The following is a 26,648-nucleotide window of genomic DNA, read 5'->3' on the forward strand; positions in this document are numbered from 1 at the left end:
ATGTCTATGTTTCATAGTATGAACAACACAGCATCGGCACTAACTGCCCAAAGGCTCCGCATGGATGTGATTTCTTCAAATATGGCTAATGCGGATTCTGCAAGAAGTATAAATGGAGATGGACCCTACAGAAGGAAATCAGTAGTACTGGAACCGAAAGAAGGGCAGTTCTCATCCTTTTTAAATATGGCCATAAGCCGAAAAGGAGGAGTTTCAGCAGGTAATGGGGTAAAGGTGTCAAGAATTGTAGAAGATCGAGTGACCCCAACTAAAATGGTTTATGATCCTTCCCATGTCGATGCGAATGAAGACGGATATGTTGAAATGCCCAATGTCGACCCTTTACGAGAGATGACAGATCTTATTAGCGCCACCAGGTCATATGAAGCGAACGTAACGGTTTTTAATGCTTCTAAAGGGATGATGATGAAAGCTTTGGAAATCGGCAAATAAGGAGAACCTTAAATGAATAATGTAACTTTTATGCCAGTGAATGCTTTAAAGCCTGCTGAAAATCAAAAGACTCATACATATACATCATTCGATGGTCAGCAAAGTTTTTCGTCGGTCTTGAAGCAATCAATTGAAAAAATAAATGATGCACAGATTCAGTCAGATGCTATGACTGAAAAACTTGCCAGGGGAGAAAATATTGATCTTCACCAGGTGATGATTACTTCACAGAAAGCGAGCATTACAATGCAGGCTGGACTAGAAATCAGAAATAAAGTAATTGAAGCTTATCAGGAAGCTATGAGAATGCAGGTTTAATATTACAGCTGTTCCATTGAAAAACTTAGAAAATTGAAAGAATCCGCTGATTGGTGGGGTTTTTTCAATTTTTTAATGAAGGAAAATGATTAAAGCTAAAAACTAGTCATGGCGGTTATTAGCTTAGACAGAATAACCGGAGGATTGTGATGAAAGAAACGCTACAGAGATATATAGGCAACTTGAAAGAATACTGGGGAAGCAGGTCTAAAAAACAAAAGACAACTATGATTAGTGCCGCTGTATTATGTTTATTGCTGATTGCAGCTGCAGCTCTCTTTAGTACCAGGACCAATCTCGTTCCCCTATACAGCAACCTGACACCTTCTGAAACTGGAACGATAAAAGAAAGTCTCGATACCAGAGGCATTGTATCTGAAATAGCAGATGGCGGAACAACCATTAAAGTACCTGAAGAGTCAGTAGATACCCTGAAAGTAGAACTGGCAGCAGAAGGAATTCCTAAATCAGGAAGCATTGATTATTCATTTTTCAGCCAGAATGCCGGAATTGGCATGACTGAAAACGAGTTCAATGTTCTGAAGCTGGAAGCAATGCAGACGGAGCTTGCGAATTTGATGAAAGGGATCGATGGAGTCAACGATGCCAAGGTAATGATTAACCTTCCGGCGAAAGGCATTTTTGTAAATGATCCTTTAGAGGAAGCCTCTGCTTCTATTGTCCTTAACACAAAACCAGGTCATCAATTTGAAGAATCGCAAATTCAGGCGCTTTATCACCTGGCTGCGAAAAGCATACCAAATCTTCCCACTGATAATATCGTCATTACCAACCAGTTCTTTGAGTATTTTGATTTAAAAAATGAACAAAATTCACCTGAAAGTACTTTTGCGGCACAGCATGAAATTAAAAAAGAAATCGAGCGTGATGTACAGCGCCAGGTGCAGAATATGCTGGGCACTTTAATGGGACAGGATAAGGTGGTTGTATCTGTAACCGCCGATATTGACTTTACCCAGGAAAACAGGGAAGAAAACCTGGTTACACCTGTTGATGAAGAAAATATGGAAGGTATTGCTATCAGTGCTCAAAAGATTACGGAAACGTTTACTGGAAACGGTGATCCTGCAGGCGGATTTACTCCTGCTGGCGGCAGCGATGAACCTGCCGGCACTGATGCTGCTACTTATCAGGAAAACGGAAATTCCAACGGGGATTATGAACGAATAGAAGAGACTATTAATAATGAAGTTAATAAAATCCGCAAAGAGATCGTTGAAAGCCCATATAAAGTCCGGGATTTAGGAATCCAGGTAATGGTGGAACCACCGGCAGCGGATGATCCTGCATCACTTCCGCAGGAAAGAATAAATGATATTACACAAATCCTCGGGACTGTAGTTCGTACGACTATTAATAAAGATGCAGCAGCTGATGAATTAACTGATGAGGCAATTCAGGATAAGATTGTCGTCTCAGTACAGCCTTTCAACGGAAAAGTTGAATTTCCTGATGAGACAAGCACCAGCATTCCCTGGTGGATTTATGCAATCGGGGGAATACTGCTGTTAATTATCGCTTTATTAATCTTCCTTTTTGCAAAAGCGAGAAAGAAGCAGAAACAAGAAGAGGAGATGGAATTAGAAGCACAAGAGACATTCAGCCTTCCGGATGTTAATGATGAGCATGAAACAGAGAGTACAATGAGGCGCAAACAGCTGGAGAAAATGGCAAAGGAAAAGCCTGAAGACTTTGCGAAGCTTCTTCGCACATGGATCGAAGAAGATTAAGGAGGGTGAAAAATGCCAAAAAAAGAACAAAGAGAACTCACAGGTAAGCAAAAAGCGGCTATTCTTCTTATTTCACTTGGTCCTGATGTTGCATCCTCTGTTTATAAACACTTAAGCGAGGAAGAAATTGAAAAATTGACCCTGGAAATCTCAGGGGTCCGAAAAGTTGATTCGTTTGCAAAAGAAGAAATCCTTGAAGAATTCCATCAAATTGCCCTGGCGCAGGATTATATTACACAGGGAGGAATCGGTTACGCAAAAACAGTTCTCGAGAAAGCACTCGGTACAGAGCAGGCTTCAGTCATTATTAACAGGCTGACTTCTTCTCTTCAGGTAAGACCTTTCGATTTTGCGAGAAAGGCTGATCCGGCACAAATTCTTAATTTTATTCAAAATGAACATCCGCAGACAATCTCCTTGATATTGTCATATCTTGATCCAGCGCAGGCCGGGCAAATTCTGTCAGAGCTGCCGCAGGAAATGCAGGCGGATATTGCAAGAAGGATCGCTGTTATGGATAGTACATCTCCTGAAATTATTAATGAAGTTGAACAGATTCTTGAAAGAAAGCTGTCTTCTACTGTAACTCAGGATTATACTCAGACCGGCGGCATTGAATCGGTGGTCGATGTTCTAAATGGAGTTGACCGTGCAACAGAAAGGACTATTCTGGATGCACTGGAGATTCAGGATCCAGAGCTTGCTGAGGAAATTAAGAAGAGAATGTTTGTGTTTGAAGATATCGTTACCCTGGACAGCCGCGCTATACAGCGCGTTATCCGTGATTGTGAAAGTGAGGACCTCATGCTTTCATTGAAAGTGTCGAGTGATGAAGTCAAAGAAATCGTCTTTAAAAATATGTCTTCAAGAATGGTTGAAACCTTCAAAGATGAAATGGAATATATGGGTCCTGTGAGATTAAGAGATGTTGAAGAAGCCCAATCAAGAATAGTTGGCATTATCCGCAGATTGGAAGAATCAGGGGAGATCATCGTCGCTCGCGGCGGAGGAGATGACATTATTGTCTAGGCTAATAAAATCATACTCTCCCGCAGTGCCGAAAGAAGAAAAGAAAGTCATTTCGATCAGACTGATGCAAAGCAATTCAAACCCTATTGAAGAGGCAGTGGAGCGGAGTGCGGCTAGCCCCCATGAAGAGCTTCAAGCCATGCTGAACAGCGCCCGTGAAGAAGCTGAGAGGATTGTAAACGCTGCAAGAATAGATTCTGAAAATGTGGCCCGGCAAATGGACGAACAGCGCATGGCGCTTGAACAGGAAAAACAAAAAATATTTGAAGATGCCAGAATAAAAGGGTTTGCTGCTGGAGCTGATGAAGGCAGACAAAGCGGTCACAGGGAATACAGTGAACTGATTCATATGGCAAGAGAAGTTGTAAACACTGCCAAACATGATTATCAGCAGCACATCGAATCATCTGAACGGACCATTCTGAACATCGGATTAAAGGTTGCAGGGAAAATACTCAGCGAAGCTCTTGAACAGAATAGTGACCAATTCCTTTCTATAGTAAAAAGGGCTTTAAAAGAAGCGAGAGAATATACTGAGATTCAGCTCCATGTACACCCAATGCACTATGATTTGCTTCTATCCCATAAGGAAGAACTAATCCGGGTATTTCCTAAAGAGACAGATTTATATATTTATCCGGATGAGGAACTAAGTAATACAAGCTGCATAATTGAATCAGCCAACGGACGAATTGAAGCCAGTGTTGACAGCCAGCTTGAAGAAATAAAAAGAAAACTCTTTGAGATGCTGGAGAGTGAACCAAATTGAATCTTGAACAGCTGATCAGCGAGATAGAAAAAATTGATAGCTTTAAGCGTTTTGGCAGAGTAAAAAGAGTAGTGGGTCTGATGATTGAGTCCCAAGGCCCGGAAAGTTCTATTGGGGATGTATGCATCATTCATATCGGCAAAGGACGCACAAGAAAGATCCAGGCGGAAGTAGTCGGATTTAAGAATGAGAATGTGATACTTATGCCTTATACAGATGTACAGGATATTTCACCAGGCTCTCTTGTCGAGACAACCTCGAGACCTCTTGAGGTGAAGATAGGCCCGGCTCTAATTGGACAGGCAATAGACTCACTCGGAAAGCCTCTAGATGGGTCCATGCTCCCAAAAGGGCTGACGCCAGTCCTAACGGAACAAACTCCTCCTAATCCTCTGAAAAGACCGCCGATCTCTGAACCTATTGAAGTAGGTGTAAGAATGATCGACAGTCTGCTGACTGTGGGAAACGGACAGCGGGTCGGGATATTTGCAGGAAGCGGAGTTGGAAAGAGCACTCTTCTTGGAATGATAGCCCGCAATACTAATGCAGATCTAAATGTGATTGCCCTTATTGGCGAGAGGGGCAGAGAAGTAAGGGAGTTTATTGAGAGAGACCTGGGGCCGGAAGGGCTGAGAAGATCCATAGTGGTTGTAGCTACGTCTGATCAGCCGGCACTCATGAGAATTAAAGGGGCATACACAGCCACAGCAATTGCTGAATATTTCAGGGACAAAGGCTTAAATGTCATGTTAATGATGGATTCAGTAACCAGGGTGGCAATGGCTCAGCGGGAAGTCGGCCTTGCAGTCGGAGAACCGCCAACAACTAAAGGCTATACGCCATCTGTTTTTGCTGTACTACCTAAGCTGCTTGAAAGAACAGGTACAAACGAATACGGCTCTATAACGGCATTTTATACCGTACTGGTGGACGGCGACGATATGAATGAACCAATCGCAGATACTGTCAGGGGAATATTGGATGGACACTTTGTTCTTGACCGGTCATTAGCGAACAAGGGGCAGTATCCAGCTATTAATGTCTTGAAAAGTGTAAGCCGTGTAATGAATCATATAGCAGATGCATCTCATGTTAAATCAGCTGAAAAGGTAAGAGAAATGCTGAGCACATATATCAATGCAGAGGATTTAATTAATATTGGAGCCTACAAACGCGGCTCATCGATGGAAATAGATGAAGCCATAAGATTATATCCTTCGATCATCTCTTTTTTGAAACAAGAAACGAACGAAAAAATTTCTATCTTGGAAAGCATTGGCCAATTAAAGGGATTAGCTGGAAAAGGGGAATGAAAAATGCAGTACCAATTTAAATTCAATAAAATCCTGACGATTAAAGAAAGAGAAAAAGATCAGGCATTTGATGTATATAATCAGGCTGTAAAACGATTTGAAGAAACTGCAAAGAAACTGTACGATCTGCTGAAAAAGAAAGAAGATCTGGAAGAATATCAGCAATCAAGACTGGCTGAAGGACTTCCGGTTCAGGAAATCAGGCATCACCAGCATTTTGTGAGCAGCCTTGAGAAAACTATTGACCATTATCAAAAGATGGTGGCAAATGCAAGAAGCCAAATGAATTTTCAGCAGGAAAAACTAATGGAAAAAAATATTGAAGTAAAGAAGTTTGAAAAAATGCAGGAAAGAGATTTAGCAGGCTTTTTGGAAAGCATGAAGCAAGCAGAAGGAAGGCAAATGGATGATATCTCGATTCAGCTGTATATGAATCGGGGAAATTAGGTGGTTAAATGGAAAAAATACCAGAAGAACAAGAGACACGGAAAACTAGCCGGTTTCAATGGTTTATATTTGCTTTCTTAATTCCGATTCTGTTCGGAATAACCGTAGCCCTGCTGGTTTTCACGCTATCAGGAAACAATATTTTTGAAACAGCCAAAAAATATAGCCAGGAAGTGCCATTTCTAGCTTCAGTTTTTAATGATAAGAACTCCCGTTCACAGGAAGTTATGGAAGAGCAGCTCATCGGAATGCAGGCAGAAGTTAAAGATCGGGAAGCAAGAATATCTCAGCTGGAAAGCCAGCTTGACAGCAAAGAGCTGGAAATAGAAAGGGCAGGGCTCGAAAAGCAGAGGCTGGAGGAAGAAATCAGCGAGCTTACGGCTATAAAGGAAGAGAACAAGCGGGCCTTTAAAGATATCGTAAAGACTTATGAAAACATTTCTGCTAAAAAAGCAGCACCCATTTTAAGTGAGATGAAGGATGAAGAAGCAGTAAAAATCCTTGCAAATGTTAATTCTGATACGCTGGCTGACATTATGGAAAAGATGAATCCCGAAGATGCCGCACGTTATACAGCACTCCTGTCAGCTGCTAAAAAAGCAGGCGGATCAAATAATTAACAGAAATCTTGAAAGGAGGTGAAATAGGTGCAAATCGGAGGATTAGGATTCATTCAGTCACAATATTCATCCGAAGATAAATTATCTCTGCATGATGCACCGGGCAGTGGTTTTGGAAGTCTTTTCTTCGCTTTAACCGGAACCGCCAAACCGCAAGGAGAAAGCTTAACTTCTCCAGCAGATGAAAATGAGATCGGACAGTTAAAAGAAATTATTGAATTTCTAAAAGTAAGTGAGATCACGGAAGCAGAAAACGGAAGCGAGCTGCTAGATAAGATTTCCTTTCAAAATGAAACTGACATTATTGATATCATTTCAGAGCAGCTGGATCTTTCACAGGAAGAATTGGTGCAGATGCTTGAAGGTTTTATTGAACAGGTTCTGCCGGAAGTAAAGCTTAAGGATGTATATCCCGAACATGATATAGATGCAGAAAATAAAATCCGTTTTTTAATATCCGCAATCTCCAATTTTGAACAAAAAGAAGGCATCAACTTGCAGGGGAAAGATCTTAGCGGGGCATTGAAAGTTCTGAAATTGTATGAATTGCTTTCTGCGAAACAAGACTTTCACACTAGTAAACTAAACCTGAAAGATTTCCTGAAAGATGTTCAAGTGAGAATTGAGAGTCTGATAAACAATAGAGAGGGTATTTTACAGAAGATTTTTACCCCGCTCGCACGCGAATTAAACTCTATAAAACAACAAAATAATGCTGTTAATGAACCCGCGGGTCAGACTGCTGCTAAAATCGTACACAGAGCAGAAACTGGTTTACAGGGATTTATTCAGGTTCCATCCTTTTCAAAACCTGAACAGATGGCTCTCCTGAATCCTCAGGGAAAGACAGTAAGTGCAGAACAGCTTATGCAGCAATTTGAAAACATATTATCAAGGAGCAGCTTCCTCAAAACGGGAGGGACACAAAAGTTATTTATTAAGCTGAACCCTGACCATCTAGGAGCGCTGCGAATAGAACTTATTCAAAAGGACTCGGCGATGATTGCGAGGATACTTACTTCCTCCGGAGCAGCAAAAGAAATTCTGGATTCACATATTAACGGATTGAAGCAGGCCTTCAGTTCACAAAATATCCAGATTGAGAGAATAGAAATCTTTCAGCAAATGACGCAGCAGGATCGGTCTTTTAACAAAGATCCCCAGCAGCAGGAACAGAGGCAGCAGAACAAGGATGATCAAAATCCGCAGCCTGAAAGAGAATTTAACAGCTCTTTTGAAGAAGCACTTCTTAATACAGAAGCATAGGAGTGATAGTAATTGGCAAATACAATAGATTCTTCCCTAATGCTATCAAACTACCAAAGCCAAACCCGAAAAACCGGCTCAGATATATTAGGCAAAGATGATTTCCTGAAGATTCTAATGACACAGCTGCAAAACCAGGATCCTATGAATCCGATGCAGGACAAGGACTTCATTGCGCAAATGGCAACCTTCTCGTCTCTGGAGCAGATGACCAATATGAATAAGACGATGGAGAAGTTATTGGCTTTTCAAGAGCAGAACCAGCTGATGACATACAATAACTTTCTGGGGAAAAATGTAACCTGGCATAAATTGACCGAATCAAGTGAACCAAACCAGGATCCAAGTATAGAAGAAGGAACTGGAAGAGTAGTCTCTATCCAGTATAAGAATAATTCTGCAATATTTATTTTGGATGATGGAACAGAGCTAGAACCAGCAAATATTTCTCAACTAAATGAATAAAAGGAAGTGAGTGGGTGGATAAACTAATTTTTCGTCCGATCCACACCCAGCCGGTAATTACACCAAAAGGGAATGCCGTTCAAACTTCAAAGCCATCAAAAAATACATTCTCTGCCCACCTCCAGACAGCCTTGCGGACCGAGTCCCAATTAATCGTCAGTAAGCATGCAAAACAGAGACTCCAACAGAGAGGTATAGATATTAGTGCAGAGCGATGGGGGCAAATTGAAGAGAAAGTACAGGAAGCTAAGCAGATGGGTGTTAAAGAATCACTGGTATTGCTTGAAGATGCAGCACTTATTGTAAGTGCAAAGAATAATACAGTGATTACTGCGATGGATCGCAAAGAAGCTAAAACCCAAATATTCACAAATATTAATGGAACCATAATACTGGATAATAACTAGGCTGGACCGTATAAGGAAGCCTAAGCTGCGGACTGACAGAAGCAGCATAAAGAGAGGAGCAACTAACTTATGTTACGTTCAATGTATTCAGGAATAAGCGGAATGAAAAACTTTCAGACAAAGCTGGATGTTATTGGGAATAATATTGCGAATGTTAATACTTTTGGATATAAAAAGGGTCGGGTTAACTTTAAAGATATGGTGAGTCAGACTATTTCAGGTGCAACAGGCAGTGGAGACAATTCAGGCGGTATTAATCCTAAGCAGGTTGGCCTTGGTTCTCAATTATCCTCAATTGATACAATTGATACACAGGGGAGTTTACAAACTACTGGCCGTGTATTGGATATAGGGATTCAAGGTGATGGCTATTTAATGGTTCAGCGAGGGAATAACACCTATTACACCCGCGCTGGAAATTTGTATCTGGATGATGATGCAAACCTGGTTACAGCATCAGGAGATAAAGTAAAAGGAGCTGATGGGACAGCTATCCGATTAAATGGAGGGGATGCTACCGTAATTAAGAGTTTGAGTATATCAAATGATGGAACTATAAACTTCTTAATAGACGGGAACGATACACTGCAGACTGCCGGACCAATTGGAATAGCACGCTTTAATAATAATGGCGGTCTTGAAAAAATTGGAGATAATCTCTATAAGGACACTGTAAACTCAGGTGATGCAGTCCCATTAACCCCGGGAGAAGACGGTGCAGGAGTACTCGTTTCCGGTACACTGGAAATGTCCAACGTAGACCTGTCAGAAGAATTCACTGAAATGATCACAGCACAGCGCGGTTTCCAGGCAAACACACGAATCATTACAACATCAGATGAAATCCTGCAGGAGCTTGTTAATTTAAAACGTTAATCTAAAGGAGGGTCAGGGCTGAAGGTACAGGATCTTTAGCCCTGAAATAAACATTGATTAAAGTATCTCGCCTGAACGGCAAAACTTTTGTATTGAATGCTTTGTACATAGAAACAGTAGAGTCTTTTCCAGATACGACAATTACGCTCACGAATGGGAAGAAGTATGTTGTAAAGGAATCTGAAGATCGAGTCATGCAATCGATTTTAGAATTCTATCAATCTGTTAATCTACTGGGGCAGCAGCTGGCGGAGGGAAATGAAAATGAAGAACAATAAGCTGTTAATGATAATGTTAATGATGCTTGTAGCAATCACGCTTATAGGAGCTATTGCCCTGGTGCTTGTAATGAAGTTTTCGGGTGATAATGAAACAAAAGAGCCGACCATTGATGAAGTGCTGGAGTCCTCTGTGGATATTCCGCAAGTTACAGCTAATTTAGCGAGTGATGATTATATCAGGATTTCTTTTAAAATCCAGACTGAAAACAAAAAAGCAAAAGAGGAATTGCAAAAAAGAGATTTTCAGGTTAAAAACCTCATCATTCAGGAATTGTCCGAAATGAAAGCAGAGGATATACAGGGGAAAGAAGGCCAAATCAAGCTGCAGGAAGATTTGAAAACTAAGATAAACGGTTTAATGCAAGAAGGAAAGATCGTTCAGGTGTACATAACTGAATCTCTCCTCCAGTGAAAACCAAATAATTAACAGCAATAAATGGAGGTGAGGATTCATGTCAGGTGAGGTCTTATCGCAGAGCGAGATTGATGCCCTGCTTTCGGCTCTCTCTACCGGAGAAATGGATGCAGATGAGCTGAAAAAGGAACAAACTGAGAAAAAAGTAAAAGTTTATGATTTTAAAAGAGCATTAAGATTTTCTAAAGATCAAATACGAAGTTTAACGAGAATTCATGAGAATTTTGCCCGGCTTCTAACTACCTTTTTTTCTGCGCAGCTGAGGACCTATGTGCAGATTTCGGTTGCTTCTGCAGACCAGATACCATATGAAGAATTTATCCGGTCCATACCGAAAATGACCATATTGAATGTAATTGAAGTGCCCCCTCTGGATGGAAGAATTCTCATGGAAGTGAACCCAAACGTCGCATATGCCATGATGGACAGGCTGATGGGCGGCAGAGGAACAAGCATCAATAAAATTGATAATTTAACAGAAATTGAAACAAAAATCATGTCAGCTACATTTGAAAGGGCCTTTGAAAACTTAAGGGAAGCCTGGAGTACAATCGCTGACATTGATCCGATATTATCTGATTTTGAGGTAAATCCGCAATTTCTGCAAATGGTCTCTCCAAATGAAACAGTTGTCGTAATCTCACTAAATACGATCATTGGGGAAACAAGCGGAATGATTAATATCTGTATTCCTCACGTTGTTCTTGAGCCCATTATTCCTAAGCTGTCTGTACATTATTGGATGCAGACGGACAAAAAGGAAAGGGAGCCGGAGGTCATTGCAAGGCTAGAACGAAACATTCAGAAAGCCGAAGTTCCGGTCATATGTGAACTCGGCGGTTCTGACATAGCCATACAGGATTTCTTAACACTCGATATTGGAGATGTTATTGAGTTAAACCAGGGGATTGACCAGGCTCTTACAATAAAAGTCGGCAATATCCCAAAATTCATCGGACAGCCCGGAAAAATGAATAAAAAAATGGCAGTGCAAATTTTAGACACTGTGAAAGGGGGAGATGAGGATGATGAGTGATGATATGCTTTCGCAAGATGAAATTGATGCTCTATTAAGGGGAGCAGCAGACGACAGTGACGAAACAGACAGTTATAATGAGGCATTTTTTCAAACTGAGGATTATTTGTCCCATATGGAGCAGGATGCTCTGGGTGAAATCGGCAATATCTCATTTGGAAGCTCTGCAACAGCTTTGTCTACTTTGTTAAATCAAAAAGTTGATATCACTACACCTGCTGTATCAGTTGTTTTGCGCAAAAAATTAGCTGATGAATTCCCGCATCCTTATGTAGCAATTCAGGTGAATTATACGGAAGGCTTCTTTGGAAGCAACCTGCTTGTAATACAGCAATCAGATGCAGCCATCATTGCTGACTTAATGCTTGGGGGCGATGGTACCAGCCCGGCTGACCTAATGGGGGAGATTCAGTTAAGCGCCGTTCAGGAGGCAATGAACCAGATGATGGGTTCTGCAGCCACTTCTATGTCAACCATCTTTGGTAAAAAGGTAGATATTTCACCGCCGGCAATCGATATTCTTGATTTGCCTCAGGGAGAAGGTGCCGATCGAGTCCCGGCTGATGACATGCTTGTAAGAATTTCTTTCCGTTTGAAAATTGGCAGTCTGATTGACTCGAATATAATGCAGCTGCTTCCTTTGGAATTTGGCAAAAGCCTTGTAAATGAATTATTAAATCCGGGTCAGGATCTTTCAGAAAATAGCACTTTCTCTGAAGAGAAGCCAGCGGCGCAAACACAGCACGATTATAAAGAAAGCCAGGTTTCTTATGATCATAAACCTGAAGCACACACAGGCGGACTAGCTCAGGCTTATACTCAAACGAGTTATTCCGGAGAGCAGCCGGCATATTCGCAGCCGGTAATGAGTCAGGCAACAAACCCTCAAAGCTATCCGCCTGCTCAAAACCAGGCTCAGCATTCCGAACCGCAGCATTTCGGAGGCACTTATGCAAATGGAGTGCAGCCGAATGTACAGCCGGCAGCCTTTTCGAGTTTTGAACCATACCATATGCAGGAGACTGAAACAAAAAATTTAGATATGCTTTTGGATATACCGCTTCAGGTAACGGTCGAGCTGGGAAGGACCAAACGTTCCGTAAAGGAGATTCTTGAATTGTCTTCCGGTTCAATTATCGAACTGGATAAACTGGCAGGTGAACCTGTTGATATTCTGGTGAATAACCGTTTAATTGCACAGGGTGAAGTGGTTGTCATTGACGAAAACTTTGGTGTGAGAGTTACAGATATTATCAGCCAGAGTGACCGTATAAAAAAATTAAGATAAAAAGCGGGGGTTATTTGAATGGCACATAAAATTTTAATAGTTGACGATGCAGCTTTTATGCGAATGATGATCAAAGATATTTTATCCAAGAATGGGTATGACGTAGTAGGCGAAGCTGCTGACGGTGCACAGGCTGTTGAAAAATATAAGGAAACACAGCCTGACCTTGTCACAATGGATATAACCATGCCGGAAATGGATGGAATTACAGCTCTGAAAGAAATTAAAAAATTAAATCCAGCTGCAAAAGTCATTATGTGTTCTGCAATGGGCCAGCAGGCGATGGTTATTGATGCCATTCAGGCTGGAGCAAAGGATTTTATTGTAAAACCGTTCCAGGCTGATAGAGTACTGGAAGCAATCGGCAAAACTTTGGGATAGTCATTATTCTTTTTAGAGGGTGCAAAATAGTGTGTAATGTAAAGAAAGTGATTTCTTTGCTGCTATTGTTTTCAATTGTTCTGCTGGGCGTGCAGCCGCAGGCCCAGGCAGAGCAATTGAATAATAGTGTTAAAGAATGTATGAAAAATCCTGAGGAATGCGGAAAACAGGAGTTAAAAGAATCAAAGGATTCAAAGACAGCAGAAGGACAGAAACAACAGGATGAAAGCGGAGAAATTGGCCTTACTTTTTGGGATTTTATAAAGATGATTTTAGCAACAGGCTTCACGATTGGATTACTGTATGGTCTTCTAAAGTTCATCAATAAAAAAAGTAAGGTGTATAACAGGTCGCAATTGGTTGAAAATCTTGGAGGGACAGCTTTAGGTGCAAACAGGTCAATTCAGCTGATTAAGGTTGGAAAACGCATTTTGGTAGTAGGGGTAGGGGAAAATATTCAGCTGTTAAAAGAAATAGACAACTCAGAAGAGTACAGCCAGATCATCAAAGAACATAATGACAAACTGGAACAGCTTATCCGTCCAAGCGACATTGTGACAAAGGTGATGAAAAGAACACAGCAAACAGAGGAAAACAAGCAAGGCAGCCAAAACTTCAGTGCACTGCTCGGGATTCAGCTGGATGAAATGAAAAAGGGCAGAAAAAAACTGTTTGATGAGTTAGAAAGAAAGGGCCAGAAGAAAGATGAATGAATTCATGGAGTTTTTTAATAGCAGCTCTCCTGAAAATGTATCTGCATCTGTGAAGCTTTTTTTATTGCTGACGGTACTTTCTCTCGCACCGAGTATTCTAATATTAATGACATGCTTTACAAGGATTGTCATCGTTCTTTCCTTTGTCAGAACGGCGCTTGCTACTCAGCAAATGCCGCCGAACCAGGTTATAATCGGCCTATCCTTATTCCTGACATTCTTTATTATGGCTCCAACCATGCAGGAAGTGAACAAACAGGCTTTAACTCCTTTATTCAATGAAGAAATAAATCTGGAACAAGCGTATGAAAAAGCATCAATACCCTTCAAGGAATTTATGAGTGCCCATACAAGGCAGAAGGACTTGGCTCTATTTCTTGAATACTCCGGGGCTGAAGCGCCGGCTTCCATTGAAGATATTCCGCTTACGAGTCTTGTTCCGGCATTTGCCATAAGTGAAGTTAAGACAGCTTTTCAAATTGGCTTTATGATTTTTATTCCTTTTCTGGTTATCGACATGGTTGTTGCAAGTGTGTTGATGTCCATGGGGATGATGATGCTTCCTCCGGTTATGATTTCGCTTCCGTTCAAAATATTATTATTTGTACTTGTGGACGGATGGTACTTAGTAGTTAAATCCCTTTTACAAAGCTTTTAAGCAGGTGAACATTCAGAATGACTCCAGAAACAGTTATATCCATTGCAGAAAGAGGGATCATCACTGTATTGATGATTTGTGGTCCCTTGCTAATTTTGGCACTAGTAGTCGGCTTAGTTGTCAGCATTTTTCAGGCTACAACTCAAATTCAGGAACAGACGCTGGCTTTTATTCCTAAAATTGTAGCGGTCCTTGTAGGTGTTGTATTCTTTGGTCCTTGGATGCTTAGCCACATGCTCTCGTATGCAAATGAGATTTTCTCTAATTTGACCAGGTTTGTAGGCTGATGACATGTTAGATTTTCTGCCTTCTTTTCCTGCCTTTTTACTTATTTTTGTAAGGGTGACATCTTTCTTTTTAATGATGCCCCTTTTTTCTTACAGATCCATCCCGGCATCACACAAAATTGGCCTTGGCTTCTTTTTGGCCTGGATTATGTTCCTGGGCATGGATGTCCCTGCTCTTGAAATTGACGGCACATTTTTTCTTTTAATCATAAAAGAAGCATTGGTTGGGCTGATGGTTGGATTTATTGCCTATTTAATCCTTTCAGCCATTCAAATTGCCGGAGGATTTATTGATTTCCAGATGGGTTTTGCCATTGCGAATGTGATTGATCCGCAGACAGGAGCGCAGAGCCCTTTAATGGGACAGTATTTGTATACGATCGCTCTCTTTTTTTTATTAACCGTTAATGGCCACCATCTCATGCTTGATGGAGTGTTTTACAGCTATAATTTTATCCCGCTGGATCAGGCATGGATTTCTTTCGGGGATGAAAATATGGCTGAATATGTCATTAAAGCCATGAATACGATGTTCGTTATTGCCTTTCAGATGTCCATCCCTGTTGTCGGCAGTCTGTTTCTTGTAGATGTTGCGTTAGGGATTGTCGCCAGGACAGTTCCGCAGCTAAATGTTTTCGTCGTAGGACTTCCTTTGAAAATAGGCGTCAGTTTTATTGTCCTGATCGTTGTTATGAGTGTATTAATATATGCTTTTTCCCTTGCGATTGAAACGATGCTGCAGACAATGAGAGGGCTTATGGAGCTTATGGGAGGTTCATAGAATGAGGTTACTGCTTTCTTTAGATCTTCAGCTGTTTTCCGGAGAAAAAACAGAAAAAGCCACTCCGAAAAAAAGGCAGGATTCCAGAAAAAAAGGACAAGTAGCCAAAAGCCAGGATGTTAATACAGCCATCGTCCTTTTAGCTGTGTTTCTGTTTTTGCTGTTTGCCGGATCGTATTTGAAGAATATCATCCTTTATATATTTACGCATTCATTTAATGATTATATGATGATGCCGCTGACAGAGGCGAATGTTCAGGTGATTTTTCTTGATGTACTAAAGGAACTGGTGCTTTTTTTAGGTCCTATCATGCTGATTGCTATGCTTGCGGGTATAGCTGCAAATTTCATGCAGGTAGGTACTCTTTTTTCAACAGAAGCCATACAGCCTAAATTGGAGAAACTGGATCCAATAAAAGGCTTTAAGCGCATTTTTTCCATGAGGGCGATCGTGGAGCTGCTAAAGTCAATGCTTAAGATTGCTTTTGTCGGTGTCGCTGCGTTTACCGTTTTATGGTTAAGGATAGATGAAATATTAATTCTTTCTCAAAAATCAGCAGGAACGGCGATGGCCACAATTGCCAGCCTGACCGTTCAAATGGGTTTAATCGCTTCAGCGGCACTGCTATTTTTATCCGTCCTGGACTATCTGTATCAAAAATACGATTTTGAAAAGAACATTCGCATGTCAAAACAGGACATTAAGGATGAACACAAAAATATTGAAGGGGATCCGTTAATTAAATCCAAGATTAAGCAAAGGCAGAGGGAAATGGCAATGAGAAGGATGATGCAGGAAGTCCCTAAAGCGGATGTGGTTATTACCAACCCGACACATTTTGCCATAGCCTTGAGCTATGATGAAACAAAAAGTGATGCTCCTATTGTAGTGGCGAAAGGTGTAGACTTTGTTGCCCAAAAGATTAAATTAATCGCAAAGGAGCATGATGTGATCGCTGTTGAAAACAGGCCGCTTGCCAGGGCTCTTTATAGTCAGGCAGAAATTGGCCAGGCTATCCCTGAAGAGTTTTTCAAAGCTGTTGCAGAGATTTTAGCTTATGTGTACAGAACTAAAAACAAAATTTAACTAAAGAAATATGAAATAGCTGGCGGTTCCGCTTTTTGTAAGATAAAAAAGTATTGTTATTTAAACAGCGATAACTGACCAGCTCCAGCGCCTGCGCTTTTCTTGTAAGGAGAGAGTTTCAATGCAAGTAAGAGACTTATCAGTATTGATGAGTGTAATTCTAATAGTAGCCATGCTTATTATTCCTTTCCCGCCTTGGCTTTTAAGTGTACTGATAATCATTAATATTGCCCTTGCACTTATGGTTTTGCTGACGGCCATGAATATGAAGGAAGCGCTCGAGTTTTCTATTTTTCCTTCCCTAATATTGTTAATGACTTTATTCAGGCTGGGATTGAATGTGTCAACAACCAGATCCATTTTATCGGAAGGGGAAGCAGGAAAGGTCGTTGAAACATTTGGTTCATTTGTAACCGGAGGTAATGTCATAGTCGGACTCGTTGTATTCTTAATCCTCATTATTATTCAATTTATTGTCATTACCAAAGGTTCTGAGAGGGTTTCTGAAGTTGCGGCGCGTTTTACACTTGACGCCATGCCGGGTAAACAGATGAGTATCGATGCAGACTTAAATGCAGGGATGATCTCTGAGCATGAAGCTCGCGAGCGACGTGAAAAAATCAGCCGTGAATCTGATTTTTACGGTTCAATGGATGGAGCCAGTAAATTTGTAAAAGGTGACGCCATTGCAGGAATCATTATAACTCTAATAAATCTTCTGTTCGGAGTAGTCATTGGGATGATGCAGCTGGGGCTGCCGTTTGGAGAGGCTGCGATGAAATATTCTACACTGACCGTCGGAGACGGAATTGTCAGTCAGATTCCGGCACTGTTAATCTCTACGGCGACGGGTATTGTCGTAACAAGAGCGGCGTCAGATGGAAATATTGGTAAAGATATTACTTCCCAGCTATTTGCTTATCCGAAAATGTTATATGTTACTGGCGGAACTATCATTCTGCTAGGGTTATTGACACCAATAGGGCTCGTTTTAACACTGCCGATTGGCGGCTTGATGATTTTTGGCGGATATACGATTGCCAAGACTCCACAGCCGGATAAGGAACAATTGCTGGAGATGGAAGCAGAAATCGAGACCGATGAAATGAAAAGTCCTGAAAGCGTGGTTAACCTATTAAATGTAGATCCGATAGAATTCGAGTTTGGCTATGGGTTAATACCTCTTGCTGATACGAATCAGGGCGGGGACCTTCTGGACAGGATTGTCATGATCAGAAGACAGCTGGCGATTGAATTGGGTCTAGTCATTCCGGTAGTTAGAATACGTGATAATATTCAGCTGCAGCCGAATGAATACAGATTGAAGATAAAAGGAAATGAAATGGCCCGCGGAGAGCTTCTGCTTGATCATTACTTGGCAATGAGTCCCGGTATTGATGATGATAGCATCGAAGGTATTGATACGATTGAGCCTTCCTTCGGCCTGCCGGCAAAATGGATAACAGAAGAAATGAAAGAGCAGGCAGAAATTTTCGGCTATACAGTCGTTGACCCTCCATCTGTTGTATCTACTCATATAACAGAGGTTATAAAAAGCAATGCACATGAGTTATTAGGACGCCAGGAAACAAAACAGCTGATTGATCATGTTAAGGAAAGCTATCCGATCCTTGTTGAAGAAGTTACACCAAATCCGTTGTCTGTCGGTGAAGTTCAAAAGGTGCTTGCAAAATTATTGAAGGAAAACATCTCGATCCGGAATTTGCCGGTTATTTTTGAAACGCTTGCCGATTTTGCCAAATCTACAAGTGATACAGATTTACTTACAGAATATGCCCGTCAGTCTTTGGCCAGACAAATCACGAACCAGTTTTCACAGCAGGGTGACTCTATAAAAGTCGTTACCCTTTCAGGGAGAGTTGAGAAAATGGTTGCAGAAGGTGTTCAGCAGACAGAACATGGCAATTATTTATCTATGGATCCTGCGGTATCGCAGAATATTCTTGAATCGATAGCGTCCCAGGTTGAACAGCTTTCATTGATGGAGCAGACGCCAATTGTCCTTTGTTCTCCAGCAGTCAGAATGTATGTCAGACAATTAACAGAAAGGTATTTCCCGCAAATACCTATCCTTTCCTATAACGAGCTGGAAGCAAATGCGGAAGTTCAAAGTGTCGGGGTGGTGAATATAGATTGAAGGTAAAAAAGTTCATGGCAGCGTCCATGCCTGATGCGATGAAACAAATACGCGCGGAACTGGGTAAAGATGCCGTAATTTTAAATTCACGAGTAGTATATATAGGAGGGTTTTTAGGCTTTTTTAAGAAGAGAAGTATAGAAGTGATGGCAGCAGCAGATCCAAATCAGGAAATAGAGCAAAAACCCGCTGTTAAGCCTGCAGTAATCCCTGCTGCTGCAAATCATTTCAAGGAAAACACTGAAGAGTCCCTATTTACAGGATCGAAAACTTCAAATGAGCTGATTAGAGAGATTAGCAGCTTAAAACAAATGATGTCCTCATTGGCCGGTGGACAGCAGATAAGTATGGTTTACCCTGAACCGATAAGAAAAGTCATGCATGTTCTCAAAGAACAGGAAATTGACAATTCCATTCAGGACCAAGTGCTTCAAGTATTGCTGGAAAAATGGTACCTGGGCGGTGCCAAAGCTAAAGTTACTGAAGTAGAAGCTTGGCTGCATGAAGAACTGATAAAGCAAATTGAGAATATTCCATTCAGCGGGATTTCATTCACCAAAAAATATATTAATGTAGCAGGTCCAACTGGCGTAGGGAAAACAACTACCTTGGCGAAGATGGCAGCAGAGTGTGTAATTAAACATAAAAAAAAGGCTGCATTTATCACAGCCGACACCTACAGGATCGCGGCGATCGATCAATTAAAAACATATGCAGGCATCCTGGATATACCTTTAGAAGTTTGCTATACAATAGATGACTTCAGACAGGCAGCAGAGAAGCTGAAAGATTACGACCTTGTACTAATAGATACAGCCGGACGGAATTTCAGGAACAGACAGTATGTGGAAGATTTAAAGAATGTGATTGACTTTGAGAAGGATATGGAAACCTTTTTAGTGCTCTCGCTTACCGCGAAACAAAAGGATATGGAAGATATATATAATCAGTTTTCAATTATAGACATTGATAAACTTATCTTTACAAAGGCAGATGAAACGTCAACTTACGGTGCCATGTACAACATCATTCATAAATACAAAAAAGGTGCAGCTTATATTACAAATGGCCAGGATGTTCCTGATGATATCCTGATGGCAGGGCCGGAAGCTATTGTAAAACAACTAATGGGGAATAAGAAATGAACGATCAGGCAGAAAGGCTAAGAGCAAGATTGAAAGAAGAAGACGGCCGAAGTCATCAATTTAAAACAATTGCAGTGGTAAGCGGAAAAGGGGGAGTAGGGAAAACAAATTTTTCATTGAATTTCTCTATTTCCCTATCCAAAACGGGCTACAGAGTATTGTTATTCGATTTGGATATCGGCATGGGGAATGTTGAGATTCTCATGGGAAGATCAGCTGAGTATTCAATTGCTGATTTTTTAGAAATGGATATACCTTTAAATAATATTATTTCAGAGGGGCCATATGGACTGAATTATATTGGCGGCGGGACGGGCCTTTCGCATATTGTGAAACTCGATGATGAGCAAATTTCCAGATTTACCGGAGAACTTGCCCAGCTCATTCAAAACTATGATTATATCATTTTTGATATGGGTGCAGGCATTACAGAAGAATCGGCGAAGTTCATACTCTCTGTTCAGGAAATAGCGGTCATTACTACACCTGAACCAACGTCTATCACAGATGCATACTCAGTAATGAAGAATATACATCTTTTGGATGATAAGATTCCATTTCAATTGGTCATTAACAGGTCTGAAGGAGAACGGGAAGGGCAGGAAACATATAAAAGGATTTCTGCTGTCGCTTCAAGGTTTTTAGGGAGGGATGCTGACCTCCTGGGAATTATTCCGGATGATCGCACCATACAGCAGGCTGTTAAACGGCAGATTCCTTTCATTATTTATCATGAAAATTCAGCTGCTTCAAAAGCAATTCGGAGTATGACTGAGAAAGTTGGCGGCAGGCCTGGAGGGCCTGCTGGTGAGTATCATACTTCCCAATTTATTTCAAAGCTCAAAAAATTTCTTTTTAATAGGGGGTGAATCAGCATGAAGACTATAAAAGTGCTTGTAGTGGATGATTCAGCCTTTATGAGGAAACTGATTGCGGATCTCCTCTCTGAAGATGAGAGAATTCAAGTTGTTGGGACAGCCAGAAACGGAGAAGAAGGCTTAAGGAGAATTAAAGAATTAACTCCTGATGTGGTAACAATGGATGTTGAAATGCCGGTTCTAAACGGCCTGGAAGCTCTCAAAATAATTATGAAAAATATGCCTGTTCCTGTAGTTATGCTTTCAAGCACAACGAAGGAAGGCACTGATAATACCTTTACTGCCATGGAATATGGGGCAGTAGATTTTATAGCAAAGCCATCTGGGCCAATTTCCCTGGATCTGCATAAAATTAAAACTGAATTAACAGATAAAGTAGTGCAGGCCAGTAACGCGAATATGAAAGGGCTGGTTAATTTTTCAGGTATTGGAAAAAAATCTGCCGGACTTCAGCGAAATTATAGTAAAATAGAACCAGGTCAATCTATTTATCTTAATCGTTCTGCTGATAAATCAAGCCTTAATGTCAAACAGCTTATCTGTATGGGAACTTCCACTGGCGGACCACGGGCACTTCAAAAAGTGCTGAAGGATCTACCGGGAGATCTTAACGCACCGATTCTAATTGTTCAGCATATGCCTGCCGGATTTACGAAGTCACTGGCAAGCAGACTAAACGGATTATCGGCGTTATCGGTTAAGGAAGCCGAAGAAGGAGATATTCTTAAAAACGGGACAGCCTATATTGCTCCTGGCGGCTTTCATTTGACAGCTTCAAGGTTAGGCAGGGATCTTGTTATACATCTGGATAAATCACCTCCAAGGAACGGACACAGACCTTCAGTTGATGTGATGTTTGAGTCTGTGGGTGAAGTTGACGGGATCAGGAAGATTGCTGTCATAATGACTGGAATGGGATCAGATGGCAAAAATGGCCTGATGGGACTGAAGAAAAGCGGTGAAGTAAAAGCCATCGCTGAATCAGAAGAATCATCCATTGTATTTGGAATGCCAAGAGCAGTGATTGAGTCAGGCCTGGCAGATGATGTGCAGCATATTGAACGTATAGCAGAATCCATATTGAAATTTGTTTAAACCCGAGGGGGCAGGCACATGGAGATGAACCAATATTTAGAGGTGTTTATCGAAGAAAGCAAGGAGCATTTGCAGTCGTGCAATGAACAGCTTCTTGAATTAGAGAAAAATCCTGATGATATAAAAATAGTTAATGAGATTTTCAGATCAGCTCATACGCTGAAAGGCATGTCAGCCACCATGGGTTATGAAGATCTCGCAAATCTAACTCATCAGATGGAAAATGTTCTTGATGCAATCAGAAATCAGAAGATTAAGGTAAATGCTGAAATTCTCGATGTCGTTTTTCTGGCTGTTGATGATCTTGAAGCAATGGTCCAATCAATTTCAGAAGGCGGAGACGGCAAAAGGGATGTTTCCATAGCTGTTGAAAAGCTGATGCTCATAGAAAAAGGGGAAAGCCCGGCATTATCAAAAGCAAGAGCCGAAACGGCAGCTGCTATTGCTGAACCGCAAGGACTGGCCAAGAGTACATATGATGATTTCGAGTGGACCGTGATTCAGCAATCGAAGGAGCAGGGCTTTGAGACCTATGAAATATCCATAGCCTTGCGGGCTGATTGTCTGCTGAAAGCAGCCAGAGTCTTTATGGTTTTTGAGGTCCTCGAGAAGAGCGGGGAAGTGATAAAAGCCACTCCTTCTGTTGAGCAGCTTGAAGAAGAGCAATTTGATCAGGAATTCTCTGTAACAATTGTGACCCAAGAAACACCCGAAGTTATCCGACAGAAACTTTTGAAGGTCTCAGAAGTGGACAGCATAGATGTCCTGGAGGTTTCTATGGGGAATTACATCTCCCGGGAAGCTGTGAAGGAGGAAAGTACTCTGCAGCCTGAAGTGGAGGAGAAGACAGATCGTGCTTCAGATATGCCAAAAAAGGAAAAGAAGGCGCCTGCAGCAAAGCAAGTCAGCAACAAAACCATTAGGGTGAATATCGAGAGACTGGATATCCTTATGAACCTGTTTGAAGAATTGGTGATTGACAGAGGCAGACTTGAACAGATATCCAAGGAATTAAACAATCAGGAACTCCACGAAACGGTTGAGCATATGTCAAGGATCTCCGGAGACCTGCAGAATATTATTCTGAATATGCGCATGGTCCCAATAGAAACAGTATTCAATCGTTTCCCGAGAATGGTCAGACAATTAGCAAGAGATTTAAACAAAAAGATCAATCTCGAAATTGTCGGTGCAGATACCGAACTGGACCGAACGGTTATCGATGAAATTGGCGATCCGCTTGTTCACTTAATCCGAAATGCATTAGACCATGGTGTTGAAACACCGGAAGTACGTAAAGCAAATGGTAAAGGTGAAGAAGGAAATGTCATTCTAAAGGCTTATCACAGCGGCAATCATGTTTTCATTGAAATAGAGGATGATGGCGCAGGCATAAACAAGGATAAGGTTATAGAGAAAGCATTAAAAAATGGCATCATTACAGAGCAAACGGCTTCAGGACTAACTGACAAACAGGCATATGAACTTATCTTTGCCTCAGGATTCTCAACTGCGGATAAAATCTCGGATGTTTCCGGACGAGGTGTAGGTCTGGATGTTGTCAAGAATACAATTGAGTCATTGGGAGGATCAGTATCCATTGATTCAAAAGTTGGACAGGGGTCCATATTCTCCATACAGCTGCCATTAACTTTATCCATTATTTCTGTCATGCTCGTTGAGATTGAAAAGGAAAAATATGCAATCCCTCTATCTTCTATTATTGAAACAGCTATTATCAGAAAAGAAGACGTCTTAAGTGCACATAATCAGAAGGTGATAGATTTCAGAGGCAAGGTTGTTCCGCTTCTTTCATTGAAGGAAATCTTTGAGGTGCCATCTGACACTCATGAAGATGAATTCATTTCCATTGTCATCGTCAGAAAAGGGGAAAAGATGGCTGGGCTTGTGGTGGATTCCTTTATCGGGCAGCAGGAAGTCGTTTTAAAATCACTAGGAAACTACTTAACAAGCGTGTTTGCCATTTCCGGAGCAACTATATTAGGAGATGGACAGGTTGCCCTGATAGTGGACTGCAATGCATTGATAAAATAATACATTTTGACGAGGAGTGAACATGTTGAGTGAGGCGGCAGCAGCGGATTTAAAATTGATTGTATTTCAGCTGAAAGACAAAGAATATGCAATTCCAGTTAATCAGGTGCGTTCCATAGAGAAGGTTGAGCACATTACCCGGGTTCCTCGAACAGTTGGTTTTGTTAAAGGAGTAATCAATTTAAGGGGTGTTGTGACACCTATTATTAGTCTGAGAAGCAGATTTAATCTTGAAGAGGCTGAATATAATGAGCATTCACGAGTCATCATCGCAGTATTGAACGATATGGAAGTCGGTTTGATTGTAGATTCTGCAAATGATGTGATTGATGTGGCGCCTGAATCAATTGAACCCCCTCCGGAGGTAATAGGTTCAGAAGATGCCGATTTTATCAAGGGTGTTACAAAGATCGAAAAACGGTTATTTATCCTGATAGATTTGAAAAAAGTTCTGAATCCTGAAGAATTGGCAGCTCAGGATGAAAAAGGATTAGCGGGATGAATTTTTTAGAAAAAAATATCAGCAGCATGCAATTGGATATTCTTAAAGAAATCGGGAATATTGGTGCGGGTCATGCGGCTACTGCATTATCAACGCTGCTTAATAAAAAAATTGATATGTCTGTTCCGGATGTGAAAATTGTTTCTTTTGATGAAATGATCGATATGGCAGGAGGCCCGGAAAATGTTGTGGCAGGGGTGTTTCTAAGGATAGAAGGAGACGCCCCTGGCAGCATGTTTTTTGTCCTGCCTCTTACACAGGCTGAAAACTTTATTCGGGAACTGCCTGGAAACATTCCTTTTTGTGCAGATGAGCTGCCATATGATGAACTTGCTCTATCCGCTCTTCAGGAGCTTGGCAACATTTTATCAGGATCATATTTATCTTCGTTATCGGATTTTACTAAGCTGTCACTTTTCCCTTCAGTGCCGATGCTAAGCATTGATATGGTGGGGGCAATTATCGGAACAGGTCTCCTGGAGATTTCACAGGTGAGCGATTATGCCATCGTAATTGATACAGCTTTAAATGATGAGCTTCAAAATACGGATGCTGTTAATGGCCATTTCTTTCTGCTGCCTGATCCTCAATCATTTCAAATAATCTTTAAGGCATTGGGAGTTCCGGATTATGAATAGTATTCAAGAAATTGTAAAAGTCGGTATAGCAGATATGAATATTGTTAAAACTCCGGGTTTAATCAGGACATCAGGACTTGGTTCCTGTGTAGGTGTGGTTCTTTATGATCTTAGTGCAGAAATTGCCGGGCTGGCACATATTATGCTGCCTGATTCATCTCTTGCAAAAAACACAAGCTTTAATTCAGCTAAATATGCTAATACTGCAATCAGGGATTTGGTGAGCCTGATGGAGAAAAAAGGTGCAAAAGCTTCACATTTAAATGCCAAAATTGCCGGCGGAGCCCAAATGTTCAAATACTCCTCCGGAAGTGATTTAATGAGGATTGGCCCAAGGAATGTGGAAGCAGTAAAAAAGGAACTAAATTCCTTAAAGATTGCTATTTTAGGTGAAGATGTTGGCGGACATAGCGGCAGAACAATTGAATTCAATCCTCAATCAGGCGACCTGATGGTGCGGACTGTTAATAAAGGGCAAGTTGTTATTTAAATTCTCGTTCCAGGTTGAGGAAATTCAAGCCTTATATAAATCGTCATAAAAGTCTTAAATGCTGCCGGATGATTTCTGCCAGCCATACAAGCTGATTTTCTCTCCGGCTTAATTATTGCTCTCTCCAATTATTTCTTCGAAAGACCCCCTTATTTTGGAAAAGAACTGAGCAGTTTAGGATGAAAGGCAATATTTTAATAGAAAAGTTTTGATATACTAACAATAATTAATAGAAATGGAAACGTTTGAGGAGGATGGCCATGGCAGACATGATAACCGAAGAAAGCACATACTGGGCTAAATGGGTCGACTCTCGTGATGCTCAAGCGGGGAATTTTCTTGTGAAAAAATATTTGCCTCTTGTAAGCTATCATGTTCAGCGAATATCCGCTGCCCTGCCGAAGAATGTTTCAAGAGATGATATACGAAGCCTTGGACTAATGGGTTTGTATGATGCGCTGGAAAAGTTTGAGCCTGCAAGAGATTTGAAATTTGATACATATGCTTCCTTTCGAATTCGCGGTGCCATTCTAGATGGATTAAGAAAAGAAGATTGGCTTCCCAGAAGTACGAGGGATAAGGCGAAAAAAATTGAAGCTGCTACTGAGAAGCTGGAGCAGCGGCTGATGCGTAATGCAACAGTTTATGAAATTGCTGAAGAAACAGATATGCAGGAAGAAGAAGTGTATTCTGTTATGAACGAACATTTTTACGCAAACATCCTCTCAATTGATGAGCAGCCTGATTCAGAAGAAAAAGATGCCAGTTATTCAATAAAGGATGAAAAAGCAATCATTCCAGAAGAAAAGGTATTGAAAAATGAAATCTTGGAAGAAATGGCTGAAAAAATCTTACAATTGAATGAAAAAGAGCAGCTTGTGCTAAGTTTATTTTACAAAGAGGAGTTAACACTTACAGAAATTGGCGAAGTAATGGGCCTATCAACATCCCGCATATCCCAAATCCATTCAAAGTCAATTTTTAAGCTGAGACAGCTGCTGGAAAAAGTCATATAGTCTTATGCCATTTCTTTCTGCAAAGGAAGG

The 26,648-nt window shown here is 41.0% G+C and carries 31 protein-coding genes; all 31 read left to right on the forward strand.

Features of this window, described 5'->3' with window-relative positions:
* The 31 genes from flgC to NAF01_RS09335 all read left to right on the forward strand — a co-directional run bounded on the left by flgC (position 1) and on the right by NAF01_RS09335 (position 26,618).
* On the forward strand, positions 1-453 hold the full coding sequence (gene flgC, locus NAF01_RS09185; protein ID WP_197248031.1) for a flagellar basal body rod protein FlgC: 453 nt from the start codon (positions 1-3) through the stop codon (positions 451-453).
* Between the two features lie 12 nt (positions 454-465).
* Entirely contained in the window at positions 466-771 is a 306-nt protein-coding gene (gene fliE / locus NAF01_RS09190; RefSeq protein ID WP_048009029.1) for a flagellar hook-basal body complex protein FliE, read from the forward strand.
* Positions 772-920: 149 nt separating this feature from the next.
* The gene (gene fliF, locus NAF01_RS09195) at positions 921-2,522 is read left to right on the forward strand and encodes a flagellar basal-body MS-ring/collar protein FliF (RefSeq protein ID WP_197248033.1); all 1,602 of its coding nucleotides are present in this window, start codon (positions 921-923) and stop codon (positions 2,520-2,522) included.
* A gap of 12 nt (positions 2,523-2,534) precedes the next feature.
* The gene (gene fliG / locus NAF01_RS09200; protein WP_048009027.1) at positions 2,535-3,551 is read left to right on the forward strand and encodes a flagellar motor switch protein FliG; all 1,017 of its coding nucleotides are present in this window, start codon (positions 2,535-2,537) and stop codon (positions 3,549-3,551) included.
* Entirely contained in the window at positions 3,535-4,320 is a 786-nt protein-coding gene (fliH, locus tag NAF01_RS09205; protein ID WP_250802150.1) for a flagellar assembly protein FliH, read from the forward strand. The genes fliG and fliH overlap by 17 nt, the downstream gene beginning before the upstream one ends.
* Entirely contained in the window at positions 4,317-5,633 is a 1,317-nt protein-coding gene (gene fliI / locus NAF01_RS09210; RefSeq protein WP_048009025.1) for a flagellar protein export ATPase FliI, read from the forward strand. The genes fliH and fliI overlap by 4 nt, the downstream gene beginning before the upstream one ends.
* Positions 5,634-5,636: 3 nt before the next feature.
* On the forward strand, positions 5,637-6,080 hold the full coding sequence (gene fliJ / locus NAF01_RS09215) for a flagellar export protein FliJ (protein WP_048009024.1): 444 nt from the start codon (positions 5,637-5,639) through the stop codon (positions 6,078-6,080).
* An 8-nt stretch (positions 6,081-6,088) separates the two neighbouring features.
* Complete coding sequence (locus tag NAF01_RS09220) at positions 6,089-6,700, forward strand: MotE family protein (RefSeq protein WP_197248039.1); 612 nt, start codon at positions 6,089-6,091, stop codon at positions 6,698-6,700.
* A 27-nt stretch (positions 6,701-6,727) separates the two neighbouring features.
* Positions 6,728-7,966: a flagellar hook-length control protein FliK gene (locus NAF01_RS09225; protein ID WP_250802151.1), complete on the forward strand. Its 1,239-nt coding sequence runs from the start codon at positions 6,728-6,730 to the stop codon at positions 7,964-7,966.
* A 12-nt stretch (positions 7,967-7,978) separates the two neighbouring features.
* On the forward strand, positions 7,979-8,431 hold the full coding sequence (gene flgD, locus NAF01_RS09230) for a flagellar hook assembly protein FlgD (protein ID WP_095242357.1): 453 nt from the start codon (positions 7,979-7,981) through the stop codon (positions 8,429-8,431).
* A gap of 14 nt (positions 8,432-8,445) precedes the next feature.
* A complete protein-coding gene (locus NAF01_RS09235) occupies positions 8,446-8,838 on the forward strand; it encodes a TIGR02530 family flagellar biosynthesis protein (protein ID WP_197214861.1) in 393 nt (130 codons plus the stop codon).
* A gap of 69 nt (positions 8,839-8,907) precedes the next feature.
* A complete protein-coding gene (gene flgG / locus NAF01_RS09240) occupies positions 8,908-9,714 on the forward strand; it encodes a flagellar basal body rod protein FlgG (protein WP_197214862.1) in 807 nt (268 codons plus the stop codon).
* Between the two features lie 53 nt (positions 9,715-9,767).
* A complete protein-coding gene (locus NAF01_RS09245; protein ID WP_197214863.1) occupies positions 9,768-9,992 on the forward strand; it encodes a flagellar FlbD family protein in 225 nt (74 codons plus the stop codon).
* A complete protein-coding gene (fliL, locus tag NAF01_RS09250) occupies positions 9,979-10,407 on the forward strand; it encodes a flagellar basal body-associated protein FliL (RefSeq protein ID WP_197248042.1) in 429 nt (142 codons plus the stop codon). Before NAF01_RS09245 ends, fliL begins: the two co-directional genes overlap by 14 nt.
* A 40-nt stretch (positions 10,408-10,447) precedes the next feature.
* Complete coding sequence (gene fliM / locus NAF01_RS09255; protein WP_197214864.1) at positions 10,448-11,446, forward strand: flagellar motor switch protein FliM; 999 nt, start codon at positions 10,448-10,450, stop codon at positions 11,444-11,446.
* The gene (gene fliY, locus NAF01_RS09260) at positions 11,436-12,734 is read left to right on the forward strand and encodes a flagellar motor switch phosphatase FliY (RefSeq protein ID WP_197248043.1); all 1,299 of its coding nucleotides are present in this window, start codon (positions 11,436-11,438) and stop codon (positions 12,732-12,734) included. The genes fliM and fliY overlap by 11 nt, the downstream gene beginning before the upstream one ends.
* An 18-nt stretch (positions 12,735-12,752) precedes the next feature.
* The gene (locus NAF01_RS09265; RefSeq protein ID WP_048009014.1) at positions 12,753-13,115 is read left to right on the forward strand and encodes a response regulator; all 363 of its coding nucleotides are present in this window, start codon (positions 12,753-12,755) and stop codon (positions 13,113-13,115) included.
* Between the two features lie 29 nt (positions 13,116-13,144).
* Complete coding sequence (locus tag NAF01_RS09270; RefSeq protein WP_226618970.1) at positions 13,145-13,828, forward strand: flagellar biosynthetic protein FliO; 684 nt, start codon at positions 13,145-13,147, stop codon at positions 13,826-13,828.
* Positions 13,821-14,486, forward strand: coding sequence for a flagellar type III secretion system pore protein FliP (gene fliP, locus NAF01_RS09275; RefSeq protein ID WP_250802152.1), 666 nt, complete (start codon positions 13,821-13,823; stop codon positions 14,484-14,486). Before NAF01_RS09270 ends, fliP begins: the two co-directional genes overlap by 8 nt.
* Positions 14,487-14,503: 17 nt before the next feature.
* Positions 14,504-14,773: a flagellar biosynthesis protein FliQ gene (gene fliQ, locus NAF01_RS09280; protein ID WP_009330744.1), complete on the forward strand. Its 270-nt coding sequence runs from the start codon at positions 14,504-14,506 to the stop codon at positions 14,771-14,773.
* A gap of 4 nt (positions 14,774-14,777) precedes the next feature.
* Positions 14,778-15,554: a flagellar biosynthetic protein FliR gene (gene fliR / locus NAF01_RS09285; RefSeq protein WP_076255802.1), complete on the forward strand. Its 777-nt coding sequence runs from the start codon at positions 14,778-14,780 to the stop codon at positions 15,552-15,554.
* 1 nt (position 15,555) lies between these two features.
* Positions 15,556-16,641: a flagellar biosynthesis protein FlhB gene (flhB, locus tag NAF01_RS09290; protein ID WP_226618971.1), complete on the forward strand. Its 1,086-nt coding sequence runs from the start codon at positions 15,556-15,558 to the stop codon at positions 16,639-16,641.
* Positions 16,642-16,762: 121 nt separating this feature from the next.
* Positions 16,763-18,799: a flagellar biosynthesis protein FlhA gene (gene flhA / locus NAF01_RS09295; RefSeq protein ID WP_250802153.1), complete on the forward strand. Its 2,037-nt coding sequence runs from the start codon at positions 16,763-16,765 to the stop codon at positions 18,797-18,799.
* Positions 18,796-19,944: a flagellar biosynthesis GTPase FlhF gene (gene flhF / locus NAF01_RS09300; RefSeq protein ID WP_197248045.1), complete on the forward strand. Its 1,149-nt coding sequence runs from the start codon at positions 18,796-18,798 to the stop codon at positions 19,942-19,944. The genes flhA and flhF overlap by 4 nt, the downstream gene beginning before the upstream one ends.
* Positions 19,941-20,813 carry a MinD/ParA family protein gene (locus tag NAF01_RS09305; protein ID WP_197248046.1) on the forward strand — a complete coding sequence of 291 codons (873 nt, stop codon included), beginning with the start codon at positions 19,941-19,943 and terminating at the stop codon, positions 20,811-20,813. Before flhF ends, NAF01_RS09305 begins: the two co-directional genes overlap by 4 nt.
* Positions 20,814-20,819: 6 nt before the next feature.
* The gene (locus NAF01_RS09310; protein WP_197248047.1) at positions 20,820-21,917 is read left to right on the forward strand and encodes a protein-glutamate methylesterase/protein-glutamine glutaminase; all 1,098 of its coding nucleotides are present in this window, start codon (positions 20,820-20,822) and stop codon (positions 21,915-21,917) included.
* Positions 21,918-21,935: 18 nt separating this feature from the next.
* A complete protein-coding gene (locus tag NAF01_RS09315; protein ID WP_197248048.1) occupies positions 21,936-23,972 on the forward strand; it encodes a chemotaxis protein CheA in 2,037 nt (678 codons plus the stop codon).
* Between the two features lie 22 nt (positions 23,973-23,994).
* Positions 23,995-24,474, forward strand: a complete 480-nt coding sequence (locus NAF01_RS09320; protein WP_197087616.1) for a chemotaxis protein CheW — start codon at positions 23,995-23,997, stop codon at positions 24,472-24,474.
* A complete protein-coding gene (locus NAF01_RS09325) occupies positions 24,471-25,112 on the forward strand; it encodes a chemotaxis protein CheC (protein WP_197248050.1) in 642 nt (213 codons plus the stop codon). Before NAF01_RS09320 ends, NAF01_RS09325 begins: the two co-directional genes overlap by 4 nt.
* Positions 25,105-25,602: a chemotaxis protein CheD gene (locus NAF01_RS09330; protein ID WP_197248052.1), complete on the forward strand. Its 498-nt coding sequence runs from the start codon at positions 25,105-25,107 to the stop codon at positions 25,600-25,602. The genes NAF01_RS09325 and NAF01_RS09330 overlap by 8 nt, the downstream gene beginning before the upstream one ends.
* Positions 25,603-25,862: 260 nt before the next feature.
* The gene (locus NAF01_RS09335; RefSeq protein ID WP_048009002.1) at positions 25,863-26,618 is read left to right on the forward strand and encodes a FliA/WhiG family RNA polymerase sigma factor; all 756 of its coding nucleotides are present in this window, start codon (positions 25,863-25,865) and stop codon (positions 26,616-26,618) included.
* Positions 26,619-26,648 lie beyond the last annotated feature (30 nt).

The sequence above is a fragment of the Cytobacillus firmus genome (assembly GCF_023657595.1).
Classification (GTDB): domain Bacteria; phylum Bacillota; class Bacilli; order Bacillales; family Cytobacillaceae; genus Cytobacillus; species Cytobacillus firmus_B.

Coding starts and splice junctions, on each gene's coding strand:
- flgC (WP_197248031.1), top strand. CDS start 1: ATGTCTATGTTTCATAGTATGAACAACACAGCATCGGCACTAACTGCC.
- fliM (WP_197214864.1), top strand. CDS start 10,448: ATGTCAGGTGAGGTCTTATCGCAGAGCGAGATTGATGCCCTGCTTTCG.
- fliG (WP_048009027.1), top strand. CDS start 2,535: ATGCCAAAAAAAGAACAAAGAGAACTCACAGGTAAGCAAAAAGCGGCT.
- NAF01_RS09330 (WP_197248052.1), top strand. CDS start 25,105: ATGAATAGTATTCAAGAAATTGTAAAAGTCGGTATAGCAGATATGAAT.
- NAF01_RS09320 (WP_197087616.1), top strand. CDS start 23,995: ATGTTGAGTGAGGCGGCAGCAGCGGATTTAAAATTGATTGTATTTCAG.
- fliQ (WP_009330744.1), top strand. CDS start 14,504: ATGACTCCAGAAACAGTTATATCCATTGCAGAAAGAGGGATCATCACT.
- NAF01_RS09220 (WP_197248039.1), top strand. CDS start 6,089: ATGGAAAAAATACCAGAAGAACAAGAGACACGGAAAACTAGCCGGTTT.
- fliL (WP_197248042.1), top strand. CDS start 9,979: ATGAAGAACAATAAGCTGTTAATGATAATGTTAATGATGCTTGTAGCA.
- NAF01_RS09315 (WP_197248048.1), top strand. CDS start 21,936: ATGGAGATGAACCAATATTTAGAGGTGTTTATCGAAGAAAGCAAGGAG.
- fliY (WP_197248043.1), top strand. CDS start 11,436: ATGATGAGTGATGATATGCTTTCGCAAGATGAAATTGATGCTCTATTA.
- NAF01_RS09310 (WP_197248047.1), top strand. CDS start 20,820: ATGAAGACTATAAAAGTGCTTGTAGTGGATGATTCAGCCTTTATGAGG.
- flhB (WP_226618971.1), top strand. CDS start 15,556: ATGAGGTTACTGCTTTCTTTAGATCTTCAGCTGTTTTCCGGAGAAAAA.
- NAF01_RS09265 (WP_048009014.1), top strand. CDS start 12,753: ATGGCACATAAAATTTTAATAGTTGACGATGCAGCTTTTATGCGAATG.
- NAF01_RS09325 (WP_197248050.1), top strand. CDS start 24,471: ATGAATTTTTTAGAAAAAAATATCAGCAGCATGCAATTGGATATTCTT.
- fliJ (WP_048009024.1), top strand. CDS start 5,637: ATGCAGTACCAATTTAAATTCAATAAAATCCTGACGATTAAAGAAAGA.
- flhA (WP_250802153.1), top strand. CDS start 16,763: ATGCAAGTAAGAGACTTATCAGTATTGATGAGTGTAATTCTAATAGTA.
- fliP (WP_250802152.1), top strand. CDS start 13,821: ATGAATGAATTCATGGAGTTTTTTAATAGCAGCTCTCCTGAAAATGTA.
- NAF01_RS09335 (WP_048009002.1), top strand. CDS start 25,863: ATGGCAGACATGATAACCGAAGAAAGCACATACTGGGCTAAATGGGTC.
- fliE (WP_048009029.1), top strand. CDS start 466: ATGAATAATGTAACTTTTATGCCAGTGAATGCTTTAAAGCCTGCTGAA.
- flgG (WP_197214862.1), top strand. CDS start 8,908: ATGTTACGTTCAATGTATTCAGGAATAAGCGGAATGAAAAACTTTCAG.
- fliH (WP_250802150.1), top strand. CDS start 3,535: ATGACATTATTGTCTAGGCTAATAAAATCATACTCTCCCGCAGTGCCG.
- fliF (WP_197248033.1), top strand. CDS start 921: ATGAAAGAAACGCTACAGAGATATATAGGCAACTTGAAAGAATACTGG.
- NAF01_RS09305 (WP_197248046.1), top strand. CDS start 19,941: ATGAACGATCAGGCAGAAAGGCTAAGAGCAAGATTGAAAGAAGAAGAC.
- fliR (WP_076255802.1), top strand. CDS start 14,778: ATGTTAGATTTTCTGCCTTCTTTTCCTGCCTTTTTACTTATTTTTGTA.